Consider the following 20,288-nt stretch of genomic DNA (forward strand, 5'->3'; position numbering starts at 1 on the left):
CACGTTCTGGAAGACTGGGCCGTGTGACGCACCTGGCGAACCCCGAAGGCATCCTCTGGCTCGAACTCGACGGCGCGGTCAACATCCGCGACGTCGGCGGCATCCCGACCACCGACGGCACGACGACCGCCCGGAACCGGCTGCTGCGGGCCGACAACCTGCAGGACCTGTCGGCGTCCGATCTCGGCCTGCTCGTGGACACCATCGGCCTCGACACGGTCGTCGACCTGCGCACCGCGCACGAGATCGACTCCGAAGGGCCGGGGCCGTTGCGCGCCTACTCACGTGTGCGGCACGTCCACCACTCGCTGCTGCCGGACGGCGGTGACGACGCCCTGCTGGCCCGCACCGGCGCCGACCGGGACGCCGCCGCCGACGCCCGCGAGGCCGACGTGGCCGAGTTCGACCGCGTCGTCGCCCACTACCTCGGATACGTCGCCCACCGGCCGGACAGCATCGTGGGCGCCCTGCGGGCGATCACCGACGCGCCGGGGGCGGCGCTGGTGCACTGTGCGGCAGGCAAGGATCGCACCGGCGTCGTCACGGCGTTCGCGCTCGAGATCGCAGGCGTCGACCGGGAGGCGATCGCGGCCGACTACGCCGCCACCGCACACCGGATCGAGGCGATCATCGACAGGCTGCGCCGGTCGGAGACCTACCGCGAGGACGTCGACCGCAAGACGATCGACGAGCACCGTCCGCGTGCCGAGTCGATGGAGCGATTCCTCCGCGAGGTCGATGCCCGGCACGGCGGGGTACGGCCGTATCTGCACACCCACGGCTTCGGCCGGAACGAGGCCGAGCGCCTGCGCGCCAAACTGCGCGACTGACGCACTCCGCAGCCGGGGTCAGGCGGGTGCACGGGCGAGCAGCCGGGTCGTCGTGTCGGTCGCCCGTTCGGCCAGCACCGTGAACCCGCCGGGCAGCCGCTCCGACAGGCCACCGTGCGGAACCCGGTACGGCTGCGGCGGTTCCTCCTCGGCCCCTCGCTCGTGCTGCCGCAGCGCTTCCCAGGCGAGCAACCCGCCCGGCGCGACAGCGGCCGCACCGGCGGTGAACGCCGCCTCGTCCCAGAATCGGGTGGCGAGCACGAGGGCCCAGCGTGCGGCGGATGCCTCGCCGGTGAGCGTGGCCGTCGCGTCGGCACACACCCGGTCGATGCGCGAGCCCAGTCCGCGCCGCGCCGCTTCGTCCCGCAGCTGGGCCAATGCCAGGTCGGAGATGTCGACGACGGTCACGGCGCGGCCCTGTCCGGCCAGCGCGAGCGCGCTCCCGGACCGGCCGCCCGCGAGTTCCAGCACCGGCCCGGCGGGCGGCCCCGCAGCCAGCGCCTCCGTCACGAGCGGATGCGGGGCGAACGAGGGCCGCCGCGCGGCGTACCGCTCGTTCCACCGGTTCCGGTCCTCCGCGACGGCATCGGCGTCGCTCATGGCCGCTCCTCGCTCACAGCAGGTCCGAGAAGTAGTCCCAGAAGCGCTGCACGACCAGGAACACCACGAGCGCCAGCCACAGCGCCAACCCCCAGAGGTGATGGCGCACCGGGCGCGGCGCGATGCCCGGCAGGTGCCCGGCGGCGACGTTGTGGGCCGTCGTGTACCAGAAGACCGGGATGGTCACCGCCCACACGACGAGGCAGTACGGGCACAGCGCTCCGATCTCGTACAGGCTCTGGGTGATCAGCCAGTGCACGAACCCGACGCCGAACAGGGTGCCTGCCTGCATGCCGAGCCAGAACCACCGCGGCAGCCGCGCCCGCGCGAGCACGGCCACACCGACGGTGACCACGACCGGGAACGCGACCAGGCCGATCAGCGGATTCGGGAAGCCGAACGCCGCCGCCTGGTCGCTCTGCATCACCGACGTGCAGGAGACGGTCGCGTCGAGGGTGCAGCTCGGCCGGTAGTCCGGGTCCTCCAGCAGCGCGAGCTTGTCGAGCGTGAGCGCGAACGCCGCGGCCAGGCCGAGCAGGCCGCCGACGGTCAGCACCCAGCCGGTGATCCTCCGCAGCCGGCCGCCGATCGGGTCGGCGGTGTCGTCCGGTCCGTCCGCGTCCGGCCCGCCTGCCGGGTCGGCGTCCGGCGCGTCGTCCCCGCCGTCACCGGCCGGACCCTCGGGCGCGTCGTCCACTCCGACCGCTCCGGCCCGGTCTCCGCTGTCGTCGCTGTTGTTGCCGGACATGCCCCGGTGTCCCCTTTCTCGACCCTTCCTGTTCGCACGGTACTCACCGCCGGGTGCGCCGCGCGTGAAAGGGACGTGCGTGCAAGGGACGTGATCAAGCACTCGTTGAGTGGCGCCGACACGGCGGGATACGTTCGATGCGGCACTTGTGGACGACGACCGTCTAGGAAAGCCGGTGAGTCAGCGTTGACGAACCCGACCAGCCGAACGAGCCCGCCCGAGGGCGTCACGGTCCTCGGCACCGCGCAGTGGGCGGCGTGGCAGCGGCGCACGCTGCCGCCGGTCGAGCGGGTGAGCGGCGGGCTCTGGTCCGTGCCGGTTCCCATCCCCCACAATCCGCTGCGCTACACGCTCAGTTACGTCATGGAGGGCGACAGCGGACTGCTCGTCGTCGACCCGGGCTGGGACTCGCAGGAGGGCTGGGACGCGCTGCAGGCCGGGCTCGCCGAGGCCGGCGCGGCACCCGAGGACGTGACCGGCATCGTGGCCACGCACATCCATCCCGATCACCACGGCCTGTCGGAACGGCTCCGCGCGCTGTCGGGCGCCTGGATCGCGATGCACCCGGCCGAGCGCGACACACTCCCCCAGCGCATGTCCGGTGCGCTCGGCGCGCACGGCACGCTCACCGCGTGGCTGCGCACCCGGGGCGCGTCCGACGAGGACGCCCACGCGCTCGGCGCCCCGTTCGACGCCCGGGACCCGGAGTCCGCCGCGATGGCCGAGCCGGACGTCCTGCTCGAGGACGGGGATCTCGTCCCGCTGGCCGGGCGGACGCTGCGGACCGTGTGGACGCCCGGACACACCCCCGGCCATCTGTGCCTGCAGGCGGTCGACGAACGGCTGCTGCTCACCGGTGACCACGTGCTGCCGCGCATCACCCCGAACATCGGGCTGTACCCGGGCGGCACCGGCTCGCCGCTGGCGGACTTCTTCACCTCGCTCGCGCGCACCACGGGCTTCGACGACCACGACGCGCTGCCCGCGCACGAGTACCGCTTCCGCGGACTCGGCGAGCGCACCCGGCTGTTGGCCGAGCACCACGAGCGACGGTGCCAGGAGATCGTCGACGTGGTGGCCGAGCTGGGCACACCGACGCCGTGGGAGGTCGCCACGCACCTGACGTGGTCGCGCCCGTGGGCCGAGGTGGGGCACATGCGGATCAGCGCGCTCGCCGAGACCGAATCGCACCTCGACCACCTCGTCGGCGAGGGCAGGCTCGCGTGGCACGGAAACCCCGGAAGTGGTCCCGCACGCCCGGCCCGCGTCCGCCTCGCCACCTCTCCCACGCCGACCACCGCAAGGAGCACGACATGACCACCTCGCCCACCGTCGACGACCTCGACCCCGCCACGCCGGTGCTGGTCGGCGTCGGCCAGGCCGCCGAACGCATCGACGACGCCGACTATCGCAGGCTCTCGCCCGTCGACCTGGCCGCCGAGGCCGCCCGCATCGCACTGGCCGACACGGGCGCCGACACCGCGGCGGTGGCGGCCGCCGTCGACACGGCGGCGGCGATGCGCCAGTTCGAGCACTCGACGCCCGGCGCGTTCCCTCCACTGGGCAGTTCGGACAACTATCCGCGGTCGGTCGCCGGGCGCGTGGGCGCCGATCCGGGCCGCGCGATCCTCGACGTCGTGGGTGGACACGGACCGCAGCACCTGGTGAACGAGACGGCCGCCACGATCGCCGCGGGCGAGGCCGAGGTGGCGCTGCTGTTCGGTTCCGAGGCGATCTCGACGGCGCAGCATCTCGCGTCGGCTCCGGACAAGCCCGACTTCACCGAGCACGTCGGCGGAAAGCTCGAGGACCGCGGACGTGGCCTGCAGGGCCTGATGACCCAGGAGCTCCTCGCGGTGGGGCTGGCCGATCCGGCGGCCCAGTACGCGCTGTTCGAGAACGCCCGCCGCGGCAGGCTGAAGGCCTCCCGCGAGGAGTACGCACGTGCGATGGGCGAGCTGTTCGCCCCGTTCACGGCCGTCGCGGCGCGCAACCCGTACGCCGCGGCGCCGGTCGAACGGTCGGCCGCCGAGTTGACGACGGTCACCGAGTCGAACCGGATGATCGCCGACCCGTATCCGCGCTACGTCGTCTCGCGCGACAAGGTCAACCAGGGCGCGGCCGTGCTGCTGATGTCGGTGGCCGCGGCCCGGCGGCTCGGGGTTCCGCAGGAGAAGTGGGTGTTCCTGCGCGGCCAGGCGGACCTGCGCGAACGTGACCTCGTCGACCGGGCCGACCTGTCCGCTTATCCGGCGGCGGTCGCGGCGGTGCGGCACGCGCTGGAGATCGCCGGGGTCGGACTCGACGACGTGGCCGCGTTCGACCTCTACAGCTGCTTCCCCGTCGCCGTGTTCGCTCTCTGCGACGGCCTCGGGATCGCGCCGGACGATCCGCGCGGGCTGACGCTCACCGGCGGGTTGCCGTTCTTCGGCGGTGCCGGCAACAACTACTCGATGCACGCGATCGCCGAGGCCGTGAGCCTGCTGCGCGACCGGCCGGGCGAGTTCGGCCTCGTGGGCGCGAACGGCGGCATGCTCAGCAAGTACTCGGTCGGTGTGTACTCGACGACCCCCGCGCCGTGGCGGCCCGACGACAGCGCCCGGCTGCAGGCCGCACTCGACGCCGCCGAGAAGCCCGGCCACTCCCGGTACGCCGACGGGTGGGCGACGATCGAGACGTTCACCGCCGTGTACGGCAGGTCCGGCGCGCCCCAGGGCGTCGTGGTGGGACGGCTGGAGTCCGACGGCACCCGGTTCGTCGCGCGCACCGAGCGCGGTGACGACGAGCTGCTCGACCTGCTCACGACCGGCGACCCGGTGGGCACCCGGGTGTACGCACGCTCGTTCGGCTACGGCAACCGCGTCACGCTGACCGAGGAGCGGATGGACGAGTTCCACCCGCCGCGTAAGCCTGCGTTGCGCGAGTCGTACGAACACGTGCTCGTCCGGCGCGACGGGCACGTCCTCGAAGTCACGATCAACCGCCCGGAGGCGCGCAACAGCCTGCACCCGGACGCGAACTCCGAACTGGACGAGATCTTCGACGCCTACTTCGCCGATCCGGACCTGTGGGTCGCGATCCTGACGGGCGCGGGCGACAAGGCGTTCTCGGCAGGCAACGACCTGAGCTACACCGCGTCCGGGAATCTGCCGTGGACGCCGAAGAACGGGTTCGCGGGCCTGACGCATCGCGAGCACCTGCCGAAGCCGGTGATCGCGGCCGTCAACGGGTACGCGATGGGCGGCGGTCTGGAGATCGCGATGGCGTGCCACGTCATCGTCGCTGACGAGACGGCGCGGTTCGCGCTCAGCGAGGTCCGCGTCGGGCTCATCGCGGCGGCGGGCGGCCTGGTGCGGCTGCCGCGGACGATCCCGCCGAAGGTGGCGAACGAGATGATCCTGACCGGCAAACGCCTCGACGCCGACGAGGCCGCCCGCCACGGGCTCGTGAACCGCGTCGTCGAGGCGGGCGGTGCCGTCGACGGAGCCCGGGAGGTGGCGGCGGAGATCCTCGCCGGATCGCCCACCTCGGTGCGCGCGTCGCTGCGGTTCATGGGTGAGACGGCGGGCATCGCGGACACGGTGGAGGCCGTGAACCATCCGTCGTCGGTGATGGACCATCTGCTGGTCGCCGAGGACACGATGGAGGGCATCATGGCGTTCACCCAGAAGCGGGAGCCGCAGTGGAAGAACCGCTGATGGGCGAAGCGCTGATGGAACAAGCGCTGATTCCACGCCCGCCACGCTGATCGGAGCCCGACGATGTCGGCACCCTCGCACCACGACCGGGCACACGCGAGCACGGGCAGGCCGCGCGACCCGGAGGTCGACCGCCGGATCGCACTGGCCGCTGTCGCCGTGTTCGGCGAGGCGGGCTGGGCCGGGTTCAGCGTCGAATCGGTGGCCCGGCAGGCGGGTGTCGGTAAGGCGTCGATCTACCTGCGCTGGGAGACGAAGGAACGGCTGCTGCTGGATGCGCTCGCCGCCCACGTGGCGCCGGTGGTCGATGCGGACACCGGTTCGCTGCGCGGGGACCTGACGGCGCTGGCACGGCAGTTGGTCGAGCTGTACGCCGGTCCGAGCAGGCAGGCGGCGCTGCGGATGACGCTCGAGGCGCCGATGATCCCCGGCCTCGCGGAACGGTGCGAGCAGCTGCGACAGGCGCAGGTGAAGGCGGCGCGCGCCATGGTGCACCGCGGCATCCGGCGCGGCGACCTGCCCGACGACAGCTCGGTCACCCTGCTGCTCGACACGCTGTGCGGCGGCGTCATCGCGCACATCCTCTCGACCCCGCACCACCTGGAGGACGCCGTCCAGGCCGGACTGGACGAGTTCACCGAGAACCTGGTCGGTTTCCTCCTCGGCTCGACCCACCGGTGACGGCAGAGCCCGACGGGGCCTCGTCGAGCTCGTAGGACTGTTCCAGCAGGTCGGTCATCGCCTGCCGGAAATCACGTCGCCGCCGATCGCTCCACCCCGCGGTCATGCGGGCGAAGACCTCTTCCTGCCAGTGATGCGCCTGTTCCAGCATGGCTCGGCCCGCGGACGTGAGCCGCGCTTCGCGCCGTCTGCCGTCGGCCGCGGACACCGCCATGACGAGGTGCCCTGCCGTCGTGGCTGTGCCGACCAGTCGGGACGCTCCACTCTGGTCGATCCCGACCTCGTGGGCGATCGCGTTGATCGTGGCCGAGGCACCGCGCCGGTCGAGAGCGTCGACCGCTTCGCACACCATCACGAGCCGTCCCTGCTCGCCGCCGGATTCCCCCGTCACCTGCCGACGGGACCAGTGCCGCACGAAGTGGAACAGCACCTGCCCCGGGCCGGGGTCGTGGCCGGTCACTCGGAGGCCGCCAGCTCGCGACAGAGCTGACCCAGCCGGAGTGCGGAGTCGAGGTCAGGCAGCCTCAGCGCAGCGGTCACCTTCCCGCCGGAAACGCGGAAGACCGTCGCCACGCGCGTCGCCGCGTCGCTCCCGGGCCACGTGGCGTCCTCCTCGACCACCGCCAGCCGTTCACCGATCGGGTGCCACGACCTCGGGATCAGCCTGATCCCGGACCGCTCGACCCAGTCCGCGAACTGCGCGGGCGTGATCGAACCGGCGCCCTTCGGGCCCAGCACCACGGTCGGGTCACCAACCGCCCGGCTGCCCGCTGCGAATCACCGTCGTTGACGCTCGCGTGCCATTCGATGACAGCCGCGTCGAGGTTCGACTCCATGCGGAAACTATATGCGATTCGCATGGATCTCGGTTCGATGGCCCGCACCCGACCGACGCTCCCGCCGAACGCGGGACCGAGCGCGGAACCTGCGCGTACGTACGCAGAACACGGCAGCATGAGTGCCGAACACCGACCCAACGCACAACACGCGCACCGGAATCGACAACACGCTCCCCTGGAAGCGCAACACGCGCCCCCGAAAACGCAACACGGCGCCCGGAAAGCGCAACACGGCTGCCGCGTACTCAGGCGGCGGCGTGGAGTTGCGTCGCGATGGTGGCGGCCAGCTGCGTGCCCGTGGCCTCGTCGACCTCGGCGTGGCCGATCAGGAGCCGGTACCAGAGCACGCCGTAGACCTGGTCTACGGCGAGGTCCGCGGCGACGTCGGGCAGCCATCGCTCGATGATCAGATACAGCTGCTCCCGCCGGTCGGCGGTGAACTCGGCCAGCACCGCCGCGGCGTGCTCGTCCCGCAGCGCCTCGGACACGATCCCCCGCAGGGTGGCGGTGTACTCGGGCGTACCCGCGGCGGCGAACGTCGCCGCCACGAACGCCTCGAGGTCCCCTTCCAGCGAACCGGTCGACGTCGTCGGAGCGAGGCTGCGTGCCCGTTCGGTCATCGCCTCGAGCACGACCGCCCCTTTCGACGGCCACCAGCGGTAGATCGTCTGCTTACCGACCTGGGCCCGGCCCGCGATCGCCCCGAGCGTCACGGGCTCGCCCGCCGCCAGCAGATCGGTGGCCGCCGTGAGGATCGCCGCCTTGGCCTCGTCGTTCCGACGCCGTCCGGTGTGTGCGCGCATGGGTTGACGGTACCAACAGTCTCGCCTAATTTCGACCCATTCCGGAACCGCCGGTACCGACAACTCGCCCCACCGGTCATGAAAGGATCCGCCATGGACACACCTCAGCCGAGCTCGACAGGCAGGTTCCGGTTCGCCAACCGGTTCCATCGCCTGGTCAACCCGGTGATGCGCCGGATCGTCGGCCGCATGCCCGGACAGGCGCTCCTCGAAACCACCGGGCACCGCACCGGCCGCATCCGGCACACGCCCATCGGCGGAGCAATCCGCGACGGCCGGTTCTGGTTCGTCTCCGACCACGGAACGGCCTCGGCCTACGTGCGCAACCTGATGGCCGAGCCCCGGGTACGCATCCGCACGCGCGGTGTCTCGTACCGCGGCACCGCGCACGTACTGCCCGACGACGACGCCCGCGCCCGTCTGCGCACCCTTCCGCGAATGAACAGTGCGATGGTCAGGGCGCTCGGCACGAACCCGACGACGATCCGCGTCGACCTGGACGACTGATGCCGCGGAGCCCGCCGCGCCGAGGCATCCTGCCTTCCCCGCAGAGCCGGCGTCAGGCCTGCTCGCCGCGGTCGACCCGCCGCCGCTGCGGCACGACGACGTACTTCGGGTCGCGGGTCGACTCGACACCGGCCTCGAAGATCCCGAACCGTTGCAGCGCGCTCCCCGCGAGCAACGCCAGCCCCGAGACGACACCCGCCGCACGGCTCCGGCCGGCCAGCAGGCTGCCCAAGGCGCCGCCTGCCGTCAGATACTCGGACCATTGCCGCAACCGGTGCGCCGTGCCCGTCCGGTAGGCCTCGCTGACGATGCCGAGTCGCTCGTCGAGTTGGCGGGACGTGACCAGTTCCGTGACGGCGCCGACCGCGGCGAGTTTCCGCGCCGGTTCGGCCTCGTCGACGGGCGCGCACACCATGCCGAACCCGCCGCCGGCCGCCGCGGCGGAGCCCGCGAACACGAACGGCAGTCGATCACGGGCCTCGTTCCAGGCGGGCACCGCCGTGTGCGACAGCAGCACGGCCGTGTACGACGCCACGCCCGGTGCCAGCGCGGCCGACGCCAGACCGGCCGGGCGCGCCAGCGCGCCCAGCAGCTTCCCGAGCCACGTCCGCCGCAGCCGCGACGGCAGGAGTTCCGCCACCGCCGCGGCACCGACGCCCGGACCGTAGGCGACGAGCAGCCACGTCCCGACGCTCATCGGGGAGCTCGGTTTCGCCACGCGCAGCATGTGATGGAAACGTTCGGGCCTGCCCAGGTCGGCGATCAGCAGGTACGTGCTCGCGCCGAGACCGCCGAGCGCGCCGAGGCGCGTAGCTTTGCGCAGCCGTGGCCTGCGGGTCAGGTCGGCCCCCGCGGCGAGCTCGGCGCACGCCGCCGACAACCCGCCCGTGAACAGGTACGCCGGCACGAGCCACTCCCACACCGGCTCCTTCAGCACCCGCCTGCCGTAGTAGGAGCGGAAATCCCCCTCGGCGGAAGCGGGGGCCGCGTCCGACGCCGCGGCGGGGATGGTTCGCTGCTGCGCGGCGTCGGCGCTCATGCGGCCCAGCGACCGGCTCATCGGCGGCTCCGTCCGAAGAAGACGGACACGGCCGTCGCGGCGAACGCCGCCGCGGCCACGCCCGCGCGCGCCCACATCGACCCTGCGTCGCGCGTCGGCACGACCGGGTCGGGCGGCAGTCCGTACACCTCGGGCTCGTCCAGCAACAGGAAGAACGCCCCGTCACCACCGACGCCGTCGTTCGGGTCCTCGCCGTACAGCCGCGCCTCGGTGATGCCGCGATCGTGCAACGTCGCGACCCGTTCGCGCGCCCGCTCCCGCAGTTCGTCCAACGGTCCGAACTGGATCGAGTCGGTCGGGCAGGCCTTGGCGCAGGCCGGTTCCAGGCCGTCACCCAGCCGGTCGTAGCACATGGTGCACTTCCACGCCCTGCCGTCGTCCTCGCGGCGGTCGATCACGCCGTAGGGACAGCCCGAGACGCAGTACCCGCAGCCGTTGCAGATGTCGTCCTGCACGACCACGGTCCCGAACTCGGTGCGGAACAGTGCGCCGGTCGGGCAGACGTCGAGGCATCCGGCGTGCGTGCAGTGTTTGCACACGTCGGAACTCATCAGCCACCGGAAGTCGGTCCGCGACTCCTCACCCGTCCCCGCGCCGGGCAGGTCGAACGACGGCAACCCCAGGTCGACCGCGGTGGCCTCGTCCGTGCGGCGCTCCGGCGCGGGCTGTTCGATGAACGCCACGTGCCGCCACGAGTTCGCGCTCAACTCGCCCGTGTTGTCGAACGACATGCCGAGCAGGTCGAACCCGTCGTCCGGGAGGAGGTTCCACTCCTTGCACGCCACCTCGCACGCCTTGCAGCCGATGCACACCGACGTGTCGGTGAAGAACCCGACCCGCTCCGGGTGCTCGGTGTACCCGGCATCACCCGAGACGTCGTCCAGCGGCCCGAAGGAGCTCTCCCGCGAGACGGTCATGCGTCCTCCTCCCGATCGGTCGTGCCCTGTGCTGTCGCGTCCTGTGTTGTCGCGTCCGGTGCTGTCGCGCGTGGTCCGGTCGTGTCGGACGCCGTCGTGTCGGCCGTCATCACGTGCGTGCCGGTCTCCACGGTCACCCCGGCGCGCCTGCGGTACTCCGCGAGGTAGTCGAGCAGTTCACGTCCCCGCGGACGCCTGCCTGGCCGGATGTCGCACGTGGCGACCTTGCTCTCCTGGATCATCGTGTTCGGGTCCAGGACCACGCCGAGCAGATCGTTGACGACGTCGCCGTCGACCTTGCCGCTCGGCCCCCAGTGGTACGGCATCCACACCTGGTGCACCACCCGGCCGTCGAGCCGCAACGGCCGCATGCGCTCGGTGACGAGCACCCGCGCGTCGACGGCCGCGCGGCTCGTGACCACGTGGGCCCAGTCGAGGTTCTCCAGCCCCCTCTCGGCCGCCAGCTGCGGCGAGACCTCCACGAACAGCGCGGGCTGCAGCTCCGACAGGTACGCCAACTGCCTGCTCATACCGCCGGCCGTGTGGTGCTCGGTCAGCCGCGCGGCGGTGAACACGAACGGGAACACGTCGCCACCGCTCTCCGGCGGCGACGGGTTCGACGGGTTGTCCTCGCGCCCGTACACCTTGCGTGCCGGATTGCCCTGCTGGCCGTAGAGCAGGTTCGGCATCGGCGATTCGTGCGGCTCGTAGTGCGTGGGCAGCGGGCCGTCGGCGACACCGCTCGGTGCGAACAGCCACGCCTTGCCGTCGGCCTGCATGATGAACGGATCGTCCCCGGCGAGCGCACCCGGACCGGACTCGCCGTACTCGGGTTCGAACTCGGGCGGCGTGGTCTTCGGGAAGTCCGGCACGTCGTGGCCGGTCCACTCGCCGCGCTCGGCGTCCCACCAGACGAGCTTCTTGCGCTCGCTCCACGGCCTGCCCTGAGGGTCGGCGGAGGCGCGGTTGTAGAGCACCCGCCGGTTGGCGGGCCATGCCCAGCCCCATTCGAGCGCCGTCTCGTCCTGCTCGGTCCGCGCGGTGCGGTTGCGGGCGTGGTTGACGCCGCCCGCGTAGACGCCGCTGTAGATCCAGCAGCCCGCGGCGGTCGTGCCGTCGGACGTGAGCTGCTGATAGCTGTCGAGGAGTTCGCCCGTCGTCAGGTCCACCCCGTTGATGCGGCGCAGCACGTCGTCGGCCGACGGTTCGGGGAACTCGCCGTCGCCCTCGGTCCGGTAGTCCCACGCCAGGTCCAGCAACGGCCGGTCCCGCTCGTCGGTCGAGCCGGCCAGCTCGCTCCGCAGGATCCTGCCCAGGTGGTAGATGAACCACAACTCGGAGCGCTGATCACCGCGCGGCTCGAGAGCACGGTCGCGCCACTGCAGCATCCGCTGGGTCTGGGTGAACGTGCCCTCCTTCTCCACGTGCGAGGCGGCGGGGAAGAAGAACACCTCGGTGCGGCACTGTTCGGCGACGATCTCGCCGGTCTCGATCTCCGGCGCGTTGCGCCAGAACTCGGCGCTCTCGATCATCGTCAGGTCGCGTACGACGAGCCAGTCGAGGTTGGCCATGCCGAGCCGCTGCAACCGGCCGTGCGCGGAGCCGACCGCGGGGTTCTGACCGAGCAGGAAGTAGCCGAACACCTTCCCGTCGATCATGTCCATCACGGTGCGATACGTGCCGTGGTCGCCGTCGATGCGCGGCAGGTAGTCGAACCGGTAGTCGTTCTCCTCCGTGGCCGCGTCGCCCCAGTACTCCTTGAGCAGCGAGACGATGTAGTCGTCGGCGTTGTGCCAGTAGCCCTTCTGGTGCGTGCCGCGGATCGACTCGACGTAGTCCCGCTTGTCGGCGTGCCGCGAGTCGGGCATCGGCAGGTAACCGGGCAGCAGGTTGTACAGCGTCGGGATGTCGGTCGAGCCCTGGATGCTCGCGTGCCCGCGCAGCGCCAACACTCCCCCGCCGGGCCTGCCGATGTTGCCGAGCAGCAGCTGGATGATCGCGCCCGCGCGGATGTACTGGGCGCCCATCGAGTGCTGAGTCCAGCCGACGCTGTAGACCAGCGCCGCGGTGTGTTCGCGTCCGGACGCGCTCGTCCACGCCCGGCAGACCTCGAGGAAGTCCTCGCGGGAGACACCGCAGATGCGCTCCACCATCTCCGGCGTGTACCGCGAGAAATGGCGTTTCAGGATCTGGAACACGCAGCGCGGATGCTGAAGCGTCTCGTCGGTCGCGATGCCGGTTCCGCTCTCGAGTTTCGGCCCGCCCGATCCGTGCTGCTCGCCCGCGGACTGCTCGCGGTGCCGCTCGCCTTCGACCGAGTCCTCGGGGAAGCCGTTCTCGTACTGCCACGTCGACGTGTCGTACGTGCCCGTCTCCGGGTCGTAGCCCGAGAACAGCCCGTCGAGGTCCTCCGTGTCGGCGAACTCCTCACCGACCAGGAACGGCGCATTCGTGTAGGCCTGCACGTACTCCCGGAAGTCCAGGTCGTTCGACAGGATGTGGTTGATCACGCCGCCGAGGAACGCGATGTCCGAACCCGCCCGCAGCGGGACGTGCTTGTCCGCGAGCGCGCTCGTCCGCGTGAACCGCGGGTCGACGTGCAGCACCTTCGCACCGCGGGCCTTCGCCTCCATGACCCACTGGAAGCCCACCGGATGGGCTTCGGCCATGTTCGAGCCCATGATGACGATGCAGTCGGCGTTGGCCAGGTCCTGCTGATAGTCCGTCGCACCACCGCGACCGAAGGAGGCTCCCAGACCGGGAACCGTGGCGGAGTGTCAAATACGCGCCTGGTTCTCGATCTGCACCGCGCCGAGCGCCGTGAAGAGCTTCTTGATCAGGTAGTTCTCTTCGTTGTCGAGGGTCGCCCCTCCGAGGCTGGCGATGCCCTGCGTCCGCCGGAGCGGCTTGCCGTCGGCGTCGGTCTCCTGCCAGCCCTTGCGGCGGGCGTCGAGCACACGGTCGGCGAGCATGTCCATCGCCGTCGGCAGGTCGAGCTCCTGCCACTCGGTGCCGTACGGCGCCCGGTACAGCACGCGCTCCTCACGGTGGTCACCGGTGACGAGCTGCTTGCTGGCCGAGCCTTTCGGGCACAACCGCCCCCGTGAGACCGGGCTGTCCGGGTTGCCCTCGATCTGCAGGACCCGCTCACCGGCGTCGTCGCTGCCGACGTAGACGTTCTGGGCGCACCCGACCGCGCAGTACGGACACACGGACGCGGCCACCCGGTCGGCGTCGGCGGTACGCGGTTCGCGCTCGCGGGACTTCGGCGAGGCCGCCGCGTCGCCCCTGCCGAGCCGGTCGGCACCCGTGAGCTGACGATAGACCGGCCAGGACCGGATCCAATCGCTCACACCCATGGACGTCCTCCACTCGGCCTCGTCGCTTACCCGAAGATCGTACCCCTCGTGCGGGGCTTCGTCAGCTCCGCGCGATCACGCCAGCCCGCGGATCACGTGAGCGGGTGACCTCGTCCCCCGGATCACCGACACCATGTCCAGCGCCTGGCACGTCTCGGCCACGTTGTGCGCACGGAACACCGCCGCGCCCTGCCACGCGCACACCGCCGTGGCGGCGAGCGTGCCGTGCAGGCGTTGATCGACCGGCAGATCGAGCGACTCGCCGACGAAGTCCTTGTTGGACAGCGCCACCAGCACCGGCCACCCGGTGTCGACCAGCCGTCCCAGCTCTCGGGTGAGCGTCAGCGAGTGCCAGGTGTTCTTGCCGAAGTCGTGCGTGGGGTCGATCAGGATCCCCTCCGCGGGGACGCCGAGCCCGACCAGCTCCTCGGCCCGGTCGGTCACCTCGGTGATCACGTCGGCCACGACGTCGGGGTAGTGCACGCGGTGCGGCCGGGTGCGCGGGACCGCGCCGCCGGTGTGCGAGCACACGTACCCCGCGCCGTACTCGGCCGCGATCTCCGCGAGCCCGGGGTCGGCGCCAGCCCACGTGTCGTTGAGCAGGTCGGCACCCTCCTCGCACGCGAGCCTGCCGACCTCCCGGCGCCAGGTGTCGACGCTGATCACCGCCTCCGGGAACCGCTCCCTGAGCCGCGTCACGAACGGCACCACGCGCCGTGTCTCCTCGTCGACGTCGACGTCCGCACCCGGCCCCGCTTTCACCCCGCCGACGTCGATGATGTCCGCACCGTCGGCGAGCGCCCGCTCGGCCGCCGCGAGGGCTTCGTCGGCGGCGTAGGTCGCACCCCGGTCGTAGAACGAGTCGGGCGTGCGGTTCACGATGGCCATGACCAATGGCCGGTCCCGGCGCATCGCCCTGCCGCGGAAACGGATCACGGAATCTGCGGAAGTCTCACCGGTCTGCACGCCTCCCAACCTATCGCCTCCCGCCCGCCGGACCCTCCCGTGCGCGAAGCCACGGAGCCGGGACGCGAGAGCGTCACGGACGTTCAGCGCGGCAGGATGCCCGCCACCGCCCCGGCCCCATCGGGCCCGTGGGCGCCGTCGACGCCGTCGACGCCGTACCGGAGCCGGTCCTGCGCGGACAGCGACGCGGTGATGCCCCGCTGCGCCTCGGGCGGCAACGTGTGCAGGAGCGACATCACCCGGTCCTTGCGCCGGATCGCGCCCTGCCGCTCCGGCAGGCCGGGCGTGGGCTGCAACTGGGGGACGACGCCGCGCACGTCGTCGACCGAGCCGTCGTGGTGCCCCGCGGCGGCATGGGCCTCCTCGCGGGCGATCTGGGCCGAGTCCTTCTCCTCGCTCATGCCGATGGGCCCGCGCACACGGCCGTTGAGGAACTGCTCGACGACCGGCTCGTCCGAGGTCAGCAGCACCTCACGGGGGCCGAACATCACCAGTTCCTTGCGGAACAGCATGCCGATGTTGTCCGGAACCGTGCGCGCCACGTTGATGTTGTGCGTGACGATCAGGATCGTCGCGTCGATCTGCGCGTTCAGATCCACCAGCAGCTGCGAGATGTACGCGGTGCGGACCGGGTCGAGGCCCGAGTCGGGTTCGTCGCAGAGGATGATCTCCGGGTCCAGCACGAGCGCCCGCGCGAGACCCGCGCGTTTGCGCATACCGCCGGAGATCTCGCCGGGCAGCTTGTCCTCGGCGCCGGACAGTCCGGTCAGCTCGAGCTTCTCGAGCACGATCCTGCGAACCTCGGTCTCCGACTTCTTCGTGTGCTCCCGCAGCGGGAACGCCACGTTGTCGTAGAGGGTCATCGACCCGAACAGCGCACCGTCCTGGAACAGCACCCCGAACAGCTTGCGCGTCTCGTAGAGCTTGCGCTCCGAACACCGCACGATGTCCGTGCCGTCGACCGTGCAGGACCCCTGGTCCGGTTTCAGCAGTCCGATCATCGACTTGAGGAACACCGACTTGCCGGTACCCGACGGGCCGAGCAGGACCGAGACCTCCCCCGGCGGCAGCGTGAGCGTCACGTCCCGCCAGATCGGCTGCCTGCCGAACGACGTGGACAGGCCTTCGACGACGACTTCGGCACCCACGTGGCCTCCTCGGAACCGCGCCCCGATGAGCAGTTCACTGGAACATGTTCCACCCTGGCATCGCAGCGCAGCCCGGTCAAGTGGAGCGAATTCCGATTAACCGGAAGCCGGCTCCGCACCGCGGGGTCAGTGCAGCAGCAGCGCGACCGGGGTGGCCAGCAGGATCGTCAGCGCCACGCGCTGGAACCAGATGACGATCATCCGCGGCACGGAGACCGGGATGTCGGTCGCCAGCACGCACGGAACCAGAGCCGAGAAGAACACGATCTCCGAGACACAGACGACCGCCACGATGAACTTGACCACCGCCGTCGATCCGGCGACCACCAGTGCGGGCAGGAACATCTCGGCGATGCCCACGGCGGCGGCCTTGCCGATCAGCAGCGGCTCCGGCGCCTGAGCGATCCACGCGAACGGGTAGAAGAGGTAGCCGAGCCAGTCGAACACCGGCGTGTAGGTCGCGAGGACGAGGCCCAGCAAGCCGACCGACAGGATCGACGGCAGGATCGCCATGGTCATGCGCAGGCCGGAGGCGACGTTGACCACGATGTTGCGGCCCAGCGACGGCGCCGAGGCCACCGTCGCACGCGCCTCCTGCCAGGCGAGCGCGAACCGGCGGCCACCGGCGTCCCGTTCCGGCTGCGGGGTCACACCGTCGACGCAGGTGTCGGGAATCCGGGACAGCGGCGGGATCCGGACCGTCACGGCCGTCACGACGAACGTGATCACCAGCGTGGTCCAGAAGTACGTGTTCCAGCTGCCCATCAGGTCCAGAGTGGACGCCACGACCACCATGAACGTCGCCGACACCGTGGAGAATCCGGTCGCGATGATCGCGGCCTCGCGGCCGGTGTACTTGCCCTGCCGATACACCCGGTCGGTGATCAGCAGGCCCAGCGAGTAACTGCCGACGAACGAGGCGACCGCGTCGATCGCCGACCGCCCCGGGGTCCGCCACACCGGCCGCATGACCGGGCGCAGGAGGACGCCGATGAATTCGAGCAGGCCGTAGCCGACGAGCAGGGCGAGGAACACCGCGCCGATCGGCACCAGCAGGCCCACCGGGATCACCAGACTGTCCATCAGGAACGGCCCCATGTCCTCGTCGAACAGCCACGCCGGGCCGAGGCCGAACACCAGCATGGCGCCGACGACGAAACCTGCCACCTTGGCGATCGAGAACACCACCGACATCGCCGACCGGTTCCACGTCCGGGCCGCGAAGGGATGTACCGCGCCCGCGAGGATGATCGCCAGCATCAGGTACGGCAGCGCAGCCGGGATCGCGATCTCGACCGCGGTGACCAGGTGGTCCAGCACGATCGAACTCTCGCCACCGATCGAAACCGGCACGAAGAACACGAACGCACCGACGACGCTGTGGACGAAGAACTTCCACATCGGGACACGGCCGCCGGCGCCGGGGCCCGGAAGGCCGGTACCGCCGCGAGCGGCAGCACTGCCTTCCGGGCCGTGGTCGTCCGGGCCGTGGTCGTTCGGATCGTCGCCGTGTCGATCGTCGCCGTGTCGCTGTTCGGTCGTCATCCGCCACCTCCTTCGGTGGCAGGCAGCGTCGCACCACACCGTTCCGGCCTGAACAGGCCACACCGACGAACAGTCTCGGATCTCAGACCCGCAGGAGCCGAGCCCGGCCCTCCGCGTTGTCGAGCCCGGCCCTACGCGTTGTTGAGCAGAGCGCTGGGTGCCCGCAGCGCGGACTCCGAGGCGACCGCCCTGCGCCGGGCCGCCGCCAGGCCACCGAAGCTCTCGGTGATCGCGGCCAGCCGCGCCGCGTGGTGGGCGACCTCGGCCTCGTAGGTCATGCCGATACCGCCGTGCAGCTGCACCGCCTCCTCGGCCACCGCCGTCGCCGTGTCGCCGACGAACACGAACGCGTCGTCGGCGATCGCGGGGAGGTCGACGTCCGCACCACCGTCGATCGCCTCGACCGTCGCCGTGGCCCACAGCGCCATCGACCGTGCCAGTTCGACACGGGCGTACATGTCGGACGCGCGGTGCACGAGCGCCTGGAACGTCGCCAGCGGGACACCGAACTGTTTGCGGTTCTTGAGGTACTCGACGGTGTGGCCGAGCGCCGACTCCATCAGCCCGACGGCCTCGGCCAGCACGGCCACACGCGCCCGCGCGACCGCGGTGTGCCACGCGGCCGTGGCGTCGGTGCCGGTCGTGCCGAGCAGCGTGGCCGGCGTCCCCGCGAACTCGACCTGCGAGGCACGACTCCAGTCGGCGCTGCGCCCGTCGGCCCGGGTGATGCCCGCGGCGGCCGCGTCCACGACGTACACGCCCGTCGTGTCCCCGTCCACGGCCGTGACCAGCAGCGTCGAGGCCTGGTCCGCGTGCCGCACCGGTGCCTTCACACCGGAGAGGACCACCGACCCGTCGCCGGAGTGGGCGGCCGCCACCGACGGCGCGCTCCCCCACGGCCTGCGGGGTTCGGCGTGGGCGACGGCGATCGTCGTGGCGCCCTCGGCGAGGGCGGGCAGCCACTGCTTGGCCTGCTCCTCGGTGCCCAGCGCGGCGATCAGCCACGACGGCAGGAACACGCCGTCCAGCAGCGGTTCGGCCGCGGCGTGCTTGCCCATCGCTTCCAGCGTCGCGTACACCTCGACCGGCCCTGCGCCGACGCCGCCGTGGTCGCCGTCGATCGTCAACCCGGTCAACCCCAGCTCGGCCAGGGTGTTCCACACGTCGTCGTTCCAGCCACGTTCGGTGCTGGTCGCCTCGCCGCGGGCGCCCGCCGGGTAGCCGCGCCCCACGGCCGCGTCGACGGTCTCGAACAGCAGCTTCTGGTCTTCGTTGAACTCGAGATTCATCGCCTATGCGCCCTTCTCACAGTCCCAGGATGGTCTTGGCGATCACGCCGCGCTGGATCTCGTTGGAGCCACCGAAGATCGACAGCTTGCGCTGGTTGAGGTACTGCGCCGCGGCGATCGTCGCGGCGTCGTCGGCGTGCAGCGACTCACCCGCGTCACCGTCCGGAGGCAGCAACATGCTGTCGTCACCCGCCGCACGCATGCGGAGCTTGCTCAACTCCTGCAGCGCCTTCGTGCCCTCCATCTTCAGCAGCGACGACACGGGGCTGGCCTGTCCGTTCTCCGACGCGCCGGTCACGCGGAGCTGCGTGGCCTCCAGCGCCAGCAGCGTCGTCCGCGCGCTGTGCATGGACGTGCGGAACTGCGGGTCGTCGGCGAGCGTGCCGCTCTCGGTCGGGATGCCGGCTGCCGCCTCGGCGAGGTCGGCGAAGACGCGCTGGCTCGTGCCGACCTGGGCGATGCCGTTACGTTCGTTGCCGAGCAGGAACTTGGCGTAACTCCAGCCCTTGTTCTCCTCGCCGACGAGATTCTCGACCGGCACACGCACGTTGTCGAAGAAGAACTCGTTGACCTCTTCGCTGCCGTCGACGAGCGTGATCGGGCGGCGTTCGATCCCCGGCGTGGTCATGTCGAGCAGCAGGAACGACAGGCCCTGCTGTTTGCGCGGCGCGTCCGGGTCGGTGCGGGCGAGCACGAACATCCAGTCGCCGTACTGGCCGAGCGTCGTCCATGTCTTCTGGCCGTTGAGAACGTAGACGTCGCCCTCGCGGCGCGCGGTCGTGCGGAGCGAGGCCAGGTCGGAACCGGCCTCGGGCTCGGAGAAGCCCTGCGACCACCAGATGTCGAGGTTCGCGGTCGCGGGCAGGAACTGCCGCTTCTGCTCCTCGCTGCCGAACTCGGCGATGATCGGGCCGACCATGCTCACGTTGAACGCCAGCGGCTGCGGAACCGAGTTGCGCTGGAGCTCCGAGGCGTAGATGTGCGACTGCGTCGGCGTCCAGCCCTTGCCGCCCCATGCGACGGGCCAGTGCGGGACCGCGAGGCCGTGGGCGTTGAGGATGCGCTGAGTGGTGACGATGTCGTCGTGGGTCGTGCGGCTCAGCGCGTTGCGCCTGCGGATGTCCTCGGGGATCTCACGCGTGAACACCTCCCGCACACCGTCCCGGAATGCGATGTCCTCGCGGGACAACTCCAGATCCATGCAGTCTCCGTTCTCTCCGTCGTCGGCTCACGCAACGGTCAACCCACGCCGCTGTCGAGCGGCGCCCCCGCGACTCTACGACCGATCGTCCGACTCC

At 71.1% G+C, this 20,288-nt stretch carries 18 protein-coding genes; 5 read left to right on the forward strand and 13 right to left on the reverse strand.

Annotated features, from left to right (window positions below):
- Nucleotides 1–50 precede the first annotated feature (50 nt).
- Entirely contained in the window at nt 51–830 is a 780-nt protein-coding gene (locus tag LY13_RS06570; RefSeq protein WP_253827587.1) for a tyrosine-protein phosphatase, read from the forward strand.
- An 18-nt stretch (nt 831–848) separates the two neighbouring features.
- On the opposite strand, the gene LY13_RS06575 is transcribed toward LY13_RS06570, so the two are convergent.
- Entirely contained in the window at nt 849–1,430 is a 582-nt protein-coding gene (locus tag LY13_RS06575) for a class I SAM-dependent methyltransferase (RefSeq protein ID WP_253827382.1), read from the reverse strand.
- A gap of 13 nt (nt 1,431–1,443) precedes the next feature.
- Nucleotides 1,444–2,178: a vitamin K epoxide reductase family protein gene (locus LY13_RS06580; RefSeq protein ID WP_308216279.1), complete on the reverse strand. Its 735-nt coding sequence runs from the start codon at nt 2,176–2,178 to the stop codon at nt 1,444–1,446.
- A gap of 186 nt (nt 2,179–2,364) precedes the next feature.
- Here LY13_RS06580 and LY13_RS06585 point away from each other — a divergent pair, with 186 nt between their 5' ends.
- From LY13_RS06585 to LY13_RS06595, 3 genes are all read left to right on the forward strand, one after another.
- A complete protein-coding gene (locus LY13_RS06585) occupies nt 2,365–3,495 on the forward strand; it encodes an MBL fold metallo-hydrolase (protein ID WP_253827383.1) in 1,131 nt (376 codons plus the stop codon).
- On the forward strand, nt 3,492–5,876 hold the full coding sequence (locus tag LY13_RS06590) for an acetyl-CoA acetyltransferase (RefSeq protein ID WP_253827384.1): 2,385 nt from the start codon (nt 3,492–3,494) through the stop codon (nt 5,874–5,876). The genes LY13_RS06585 and LY13_RS06590 overlap by 4 nt, the downstream gene beginning before the upstream one ends.
- Before the next feature lie 63 nt (nt 5,877–5,939).
- A complete protein-coding gene (locus LY13_RS06595) occupies nt 5,940–6,557 on the forward strand; it encodes a TetR/AcrR family transcriptional regulator (RefSeq protein WP_253827385.1) in 618 nt (205 codons plus the stop codon).
- Here the strand turns inward: LY13_RS06595 and LY13_RS06600 are convergent.
- From LY13_RS06600 to LY13_RS06610, 3 genes are all read right to left on the reverse strand, one after another.
- Entirely contained in the window at nt 6,511–7,017 is a 507-nt protein-coding gene (locus LY13_RS06600; RefSeq protein ID WP_253827386.1) for a MarR family winged helix-turn-helix transcriptional regulator, read from the reverse strand. The genes LY13_RS06595 and LY13_RS06600 overlap by 47 nt on opposite strands.
- Entirely contained in the window at nt 7,014–7,298 is a 285-nt protein-coding gene (locus LY13_RS06605) for a hypothetical protein (protein WP_253827387.1), read from the reverse strand. Before LY13_RS06605 ends, LY13_RS06600 begins: the two co-directional genes overlap by 4 nt.
- A 343-nt stretch (nt 7,299–7,641) precedes the next feature.
- Entirely contained in the window at nt 7,642–8,199 is a 558-nt protein-coding gene (locus LY13_RS06610) for a TetR/AcrR family transcriptional regulator (protein WP_253827388.1), read from the reverse strand.
- Nucleotides 8,200–8,292: 93 nt separating this feature from the next.
- Between LY13_RS06610 and LY13_RS06615 the strand changes: the two genes are divergently transcribed.
- Nucleotides 8,293–8,706: a nitroreductase/quinone reductase family protein gene (locus tag LY13_RS06615; protein ID WP_253827389.1), complete on the forward strand. Its 414-nt coding sequence runs from the start codon at nt 8,293–8,295 to the stop codon at nt 8,704–8,706.
- A 52-nt stretch (nt 8,707–8,758) separates the two neighbouring features.
- Here LY13_RS06615 and nrfD read toward each other — a convergent pair whose 3' ends face one another.
- The 8 genes from nrfD to LY13_RS06655 all read right to left on the reverse strand — a co-directional run bounded on the left by nrfD (nt 8,759) and on the right by LY13_RS06655 (nt 20,191).
- Nucleotides 8,759–9,766 (reverse strand): NrfD/PsrC family molybdoenzyme membrane anchor subunit, encoded by a 1,008-nt coding sequence (nrfD, locus tag LY13_RS06620; RefSeq protein WP_253827390.1) that lies wholly within the window; start codon nt 9,764–9,766, stop codon nt 8,759–8,761.
- Entirely contained in the window at nt 9,763–10,683 is a 921-nt protein-coding gene (locus tag LY13_RS06625; RefSeq protein WP_253827391.1) for a 4Fe-4S dicluster domain-containing protein, read from the reverse strand. Before LY13_RS06625 ends, nrfD begins: the two co-directional genes overlap by 4 nt.
- Nucleotides 10,680–14,042 (reverse strand): formate dehydrogenase, encoded by a 3,363-nt coding sequence (gene fdh / locus LY13_RS06630; protein WP_253827392.1) that lies wholly within the window; start codon nt 14,040–14,042, stop codon nt 10,680–10,682. The genes LY13_RS06625 and fdh overlap by 4 nt, the downstream gene beginning before the upstream one ends.
- A gap of 75 nt (nt 14,043–14,117) precedes the next feature.
- A complete protein-coding gene (folP, locus tag LY13_RS06635; RefSeq protein WP_253827589.1) occupies nt 14,118–14,954 on the reverse strand; it encodes a dihydropteroate synthase in 837 nt (278 codons plus the stop codon).
- 137 nt (nt 14,955–15,091) lie between these two features.
- The gene (locus tag LY13_RS06640; RefSeq protein WP_308216280.1) at nt 15,092–16,156 is read right to left on the reverse strand and encodes an ABC transporter ATP-binding protein; all 1,065 of its coding nucleotides are present in this window, start codon (nt 16,154–16,156) and stop codon (nt 15,092–15,094) included.
- Between the two features lie 126 nt (nt 16,157–16,282).
- A complete protein-coding gene (locus LY13_RS06645) occupies nt 16,283–17,701 on the reverse strand; it encodes a YjiH family protein (protein WP_253827393.1) in 1,419 nt (472 codons plus the stop codon).
- A gap of 131 nt (nt 17,702–17,832) precedes the next feature.
- A complete protein-coding gene (locus LY13_RS06650; RefSeq protein ID WP_253827394.1) occupies nt 17,833–18,990 on the reverse strand; it encodes an acyl-CoA dehydrogenase family protein in 1,158 nt (385 codons plus the stop codon).
- Nucleotides 18,991–19,006: 16 nt separating this feature from the next.
- The gene (locus LY13_RS06655) at nt 19,007–20,191 is read right to left on the reverse strand and encodes an acyl-CoA dehydrogenase family protein (protein ID WP_253827395.1); all 1,185 of its coding nucleotides are present in this window, start codon (nt 20,189–20,191) and stop codon (nt 19,007–19,009) included.
- Between the last annotated feature and the right edge of the window lie 97 nt (nt 20,192–20,288).

The organism is Prauserella aidingensis (genome assembly GCF_024171865.1).
GTDB lineage: Bacteria > Actinomycetota > Actinomycetes > Mycobacteriales > Pseudonocardiaceae > Prauserella > Prauserella aidingensis.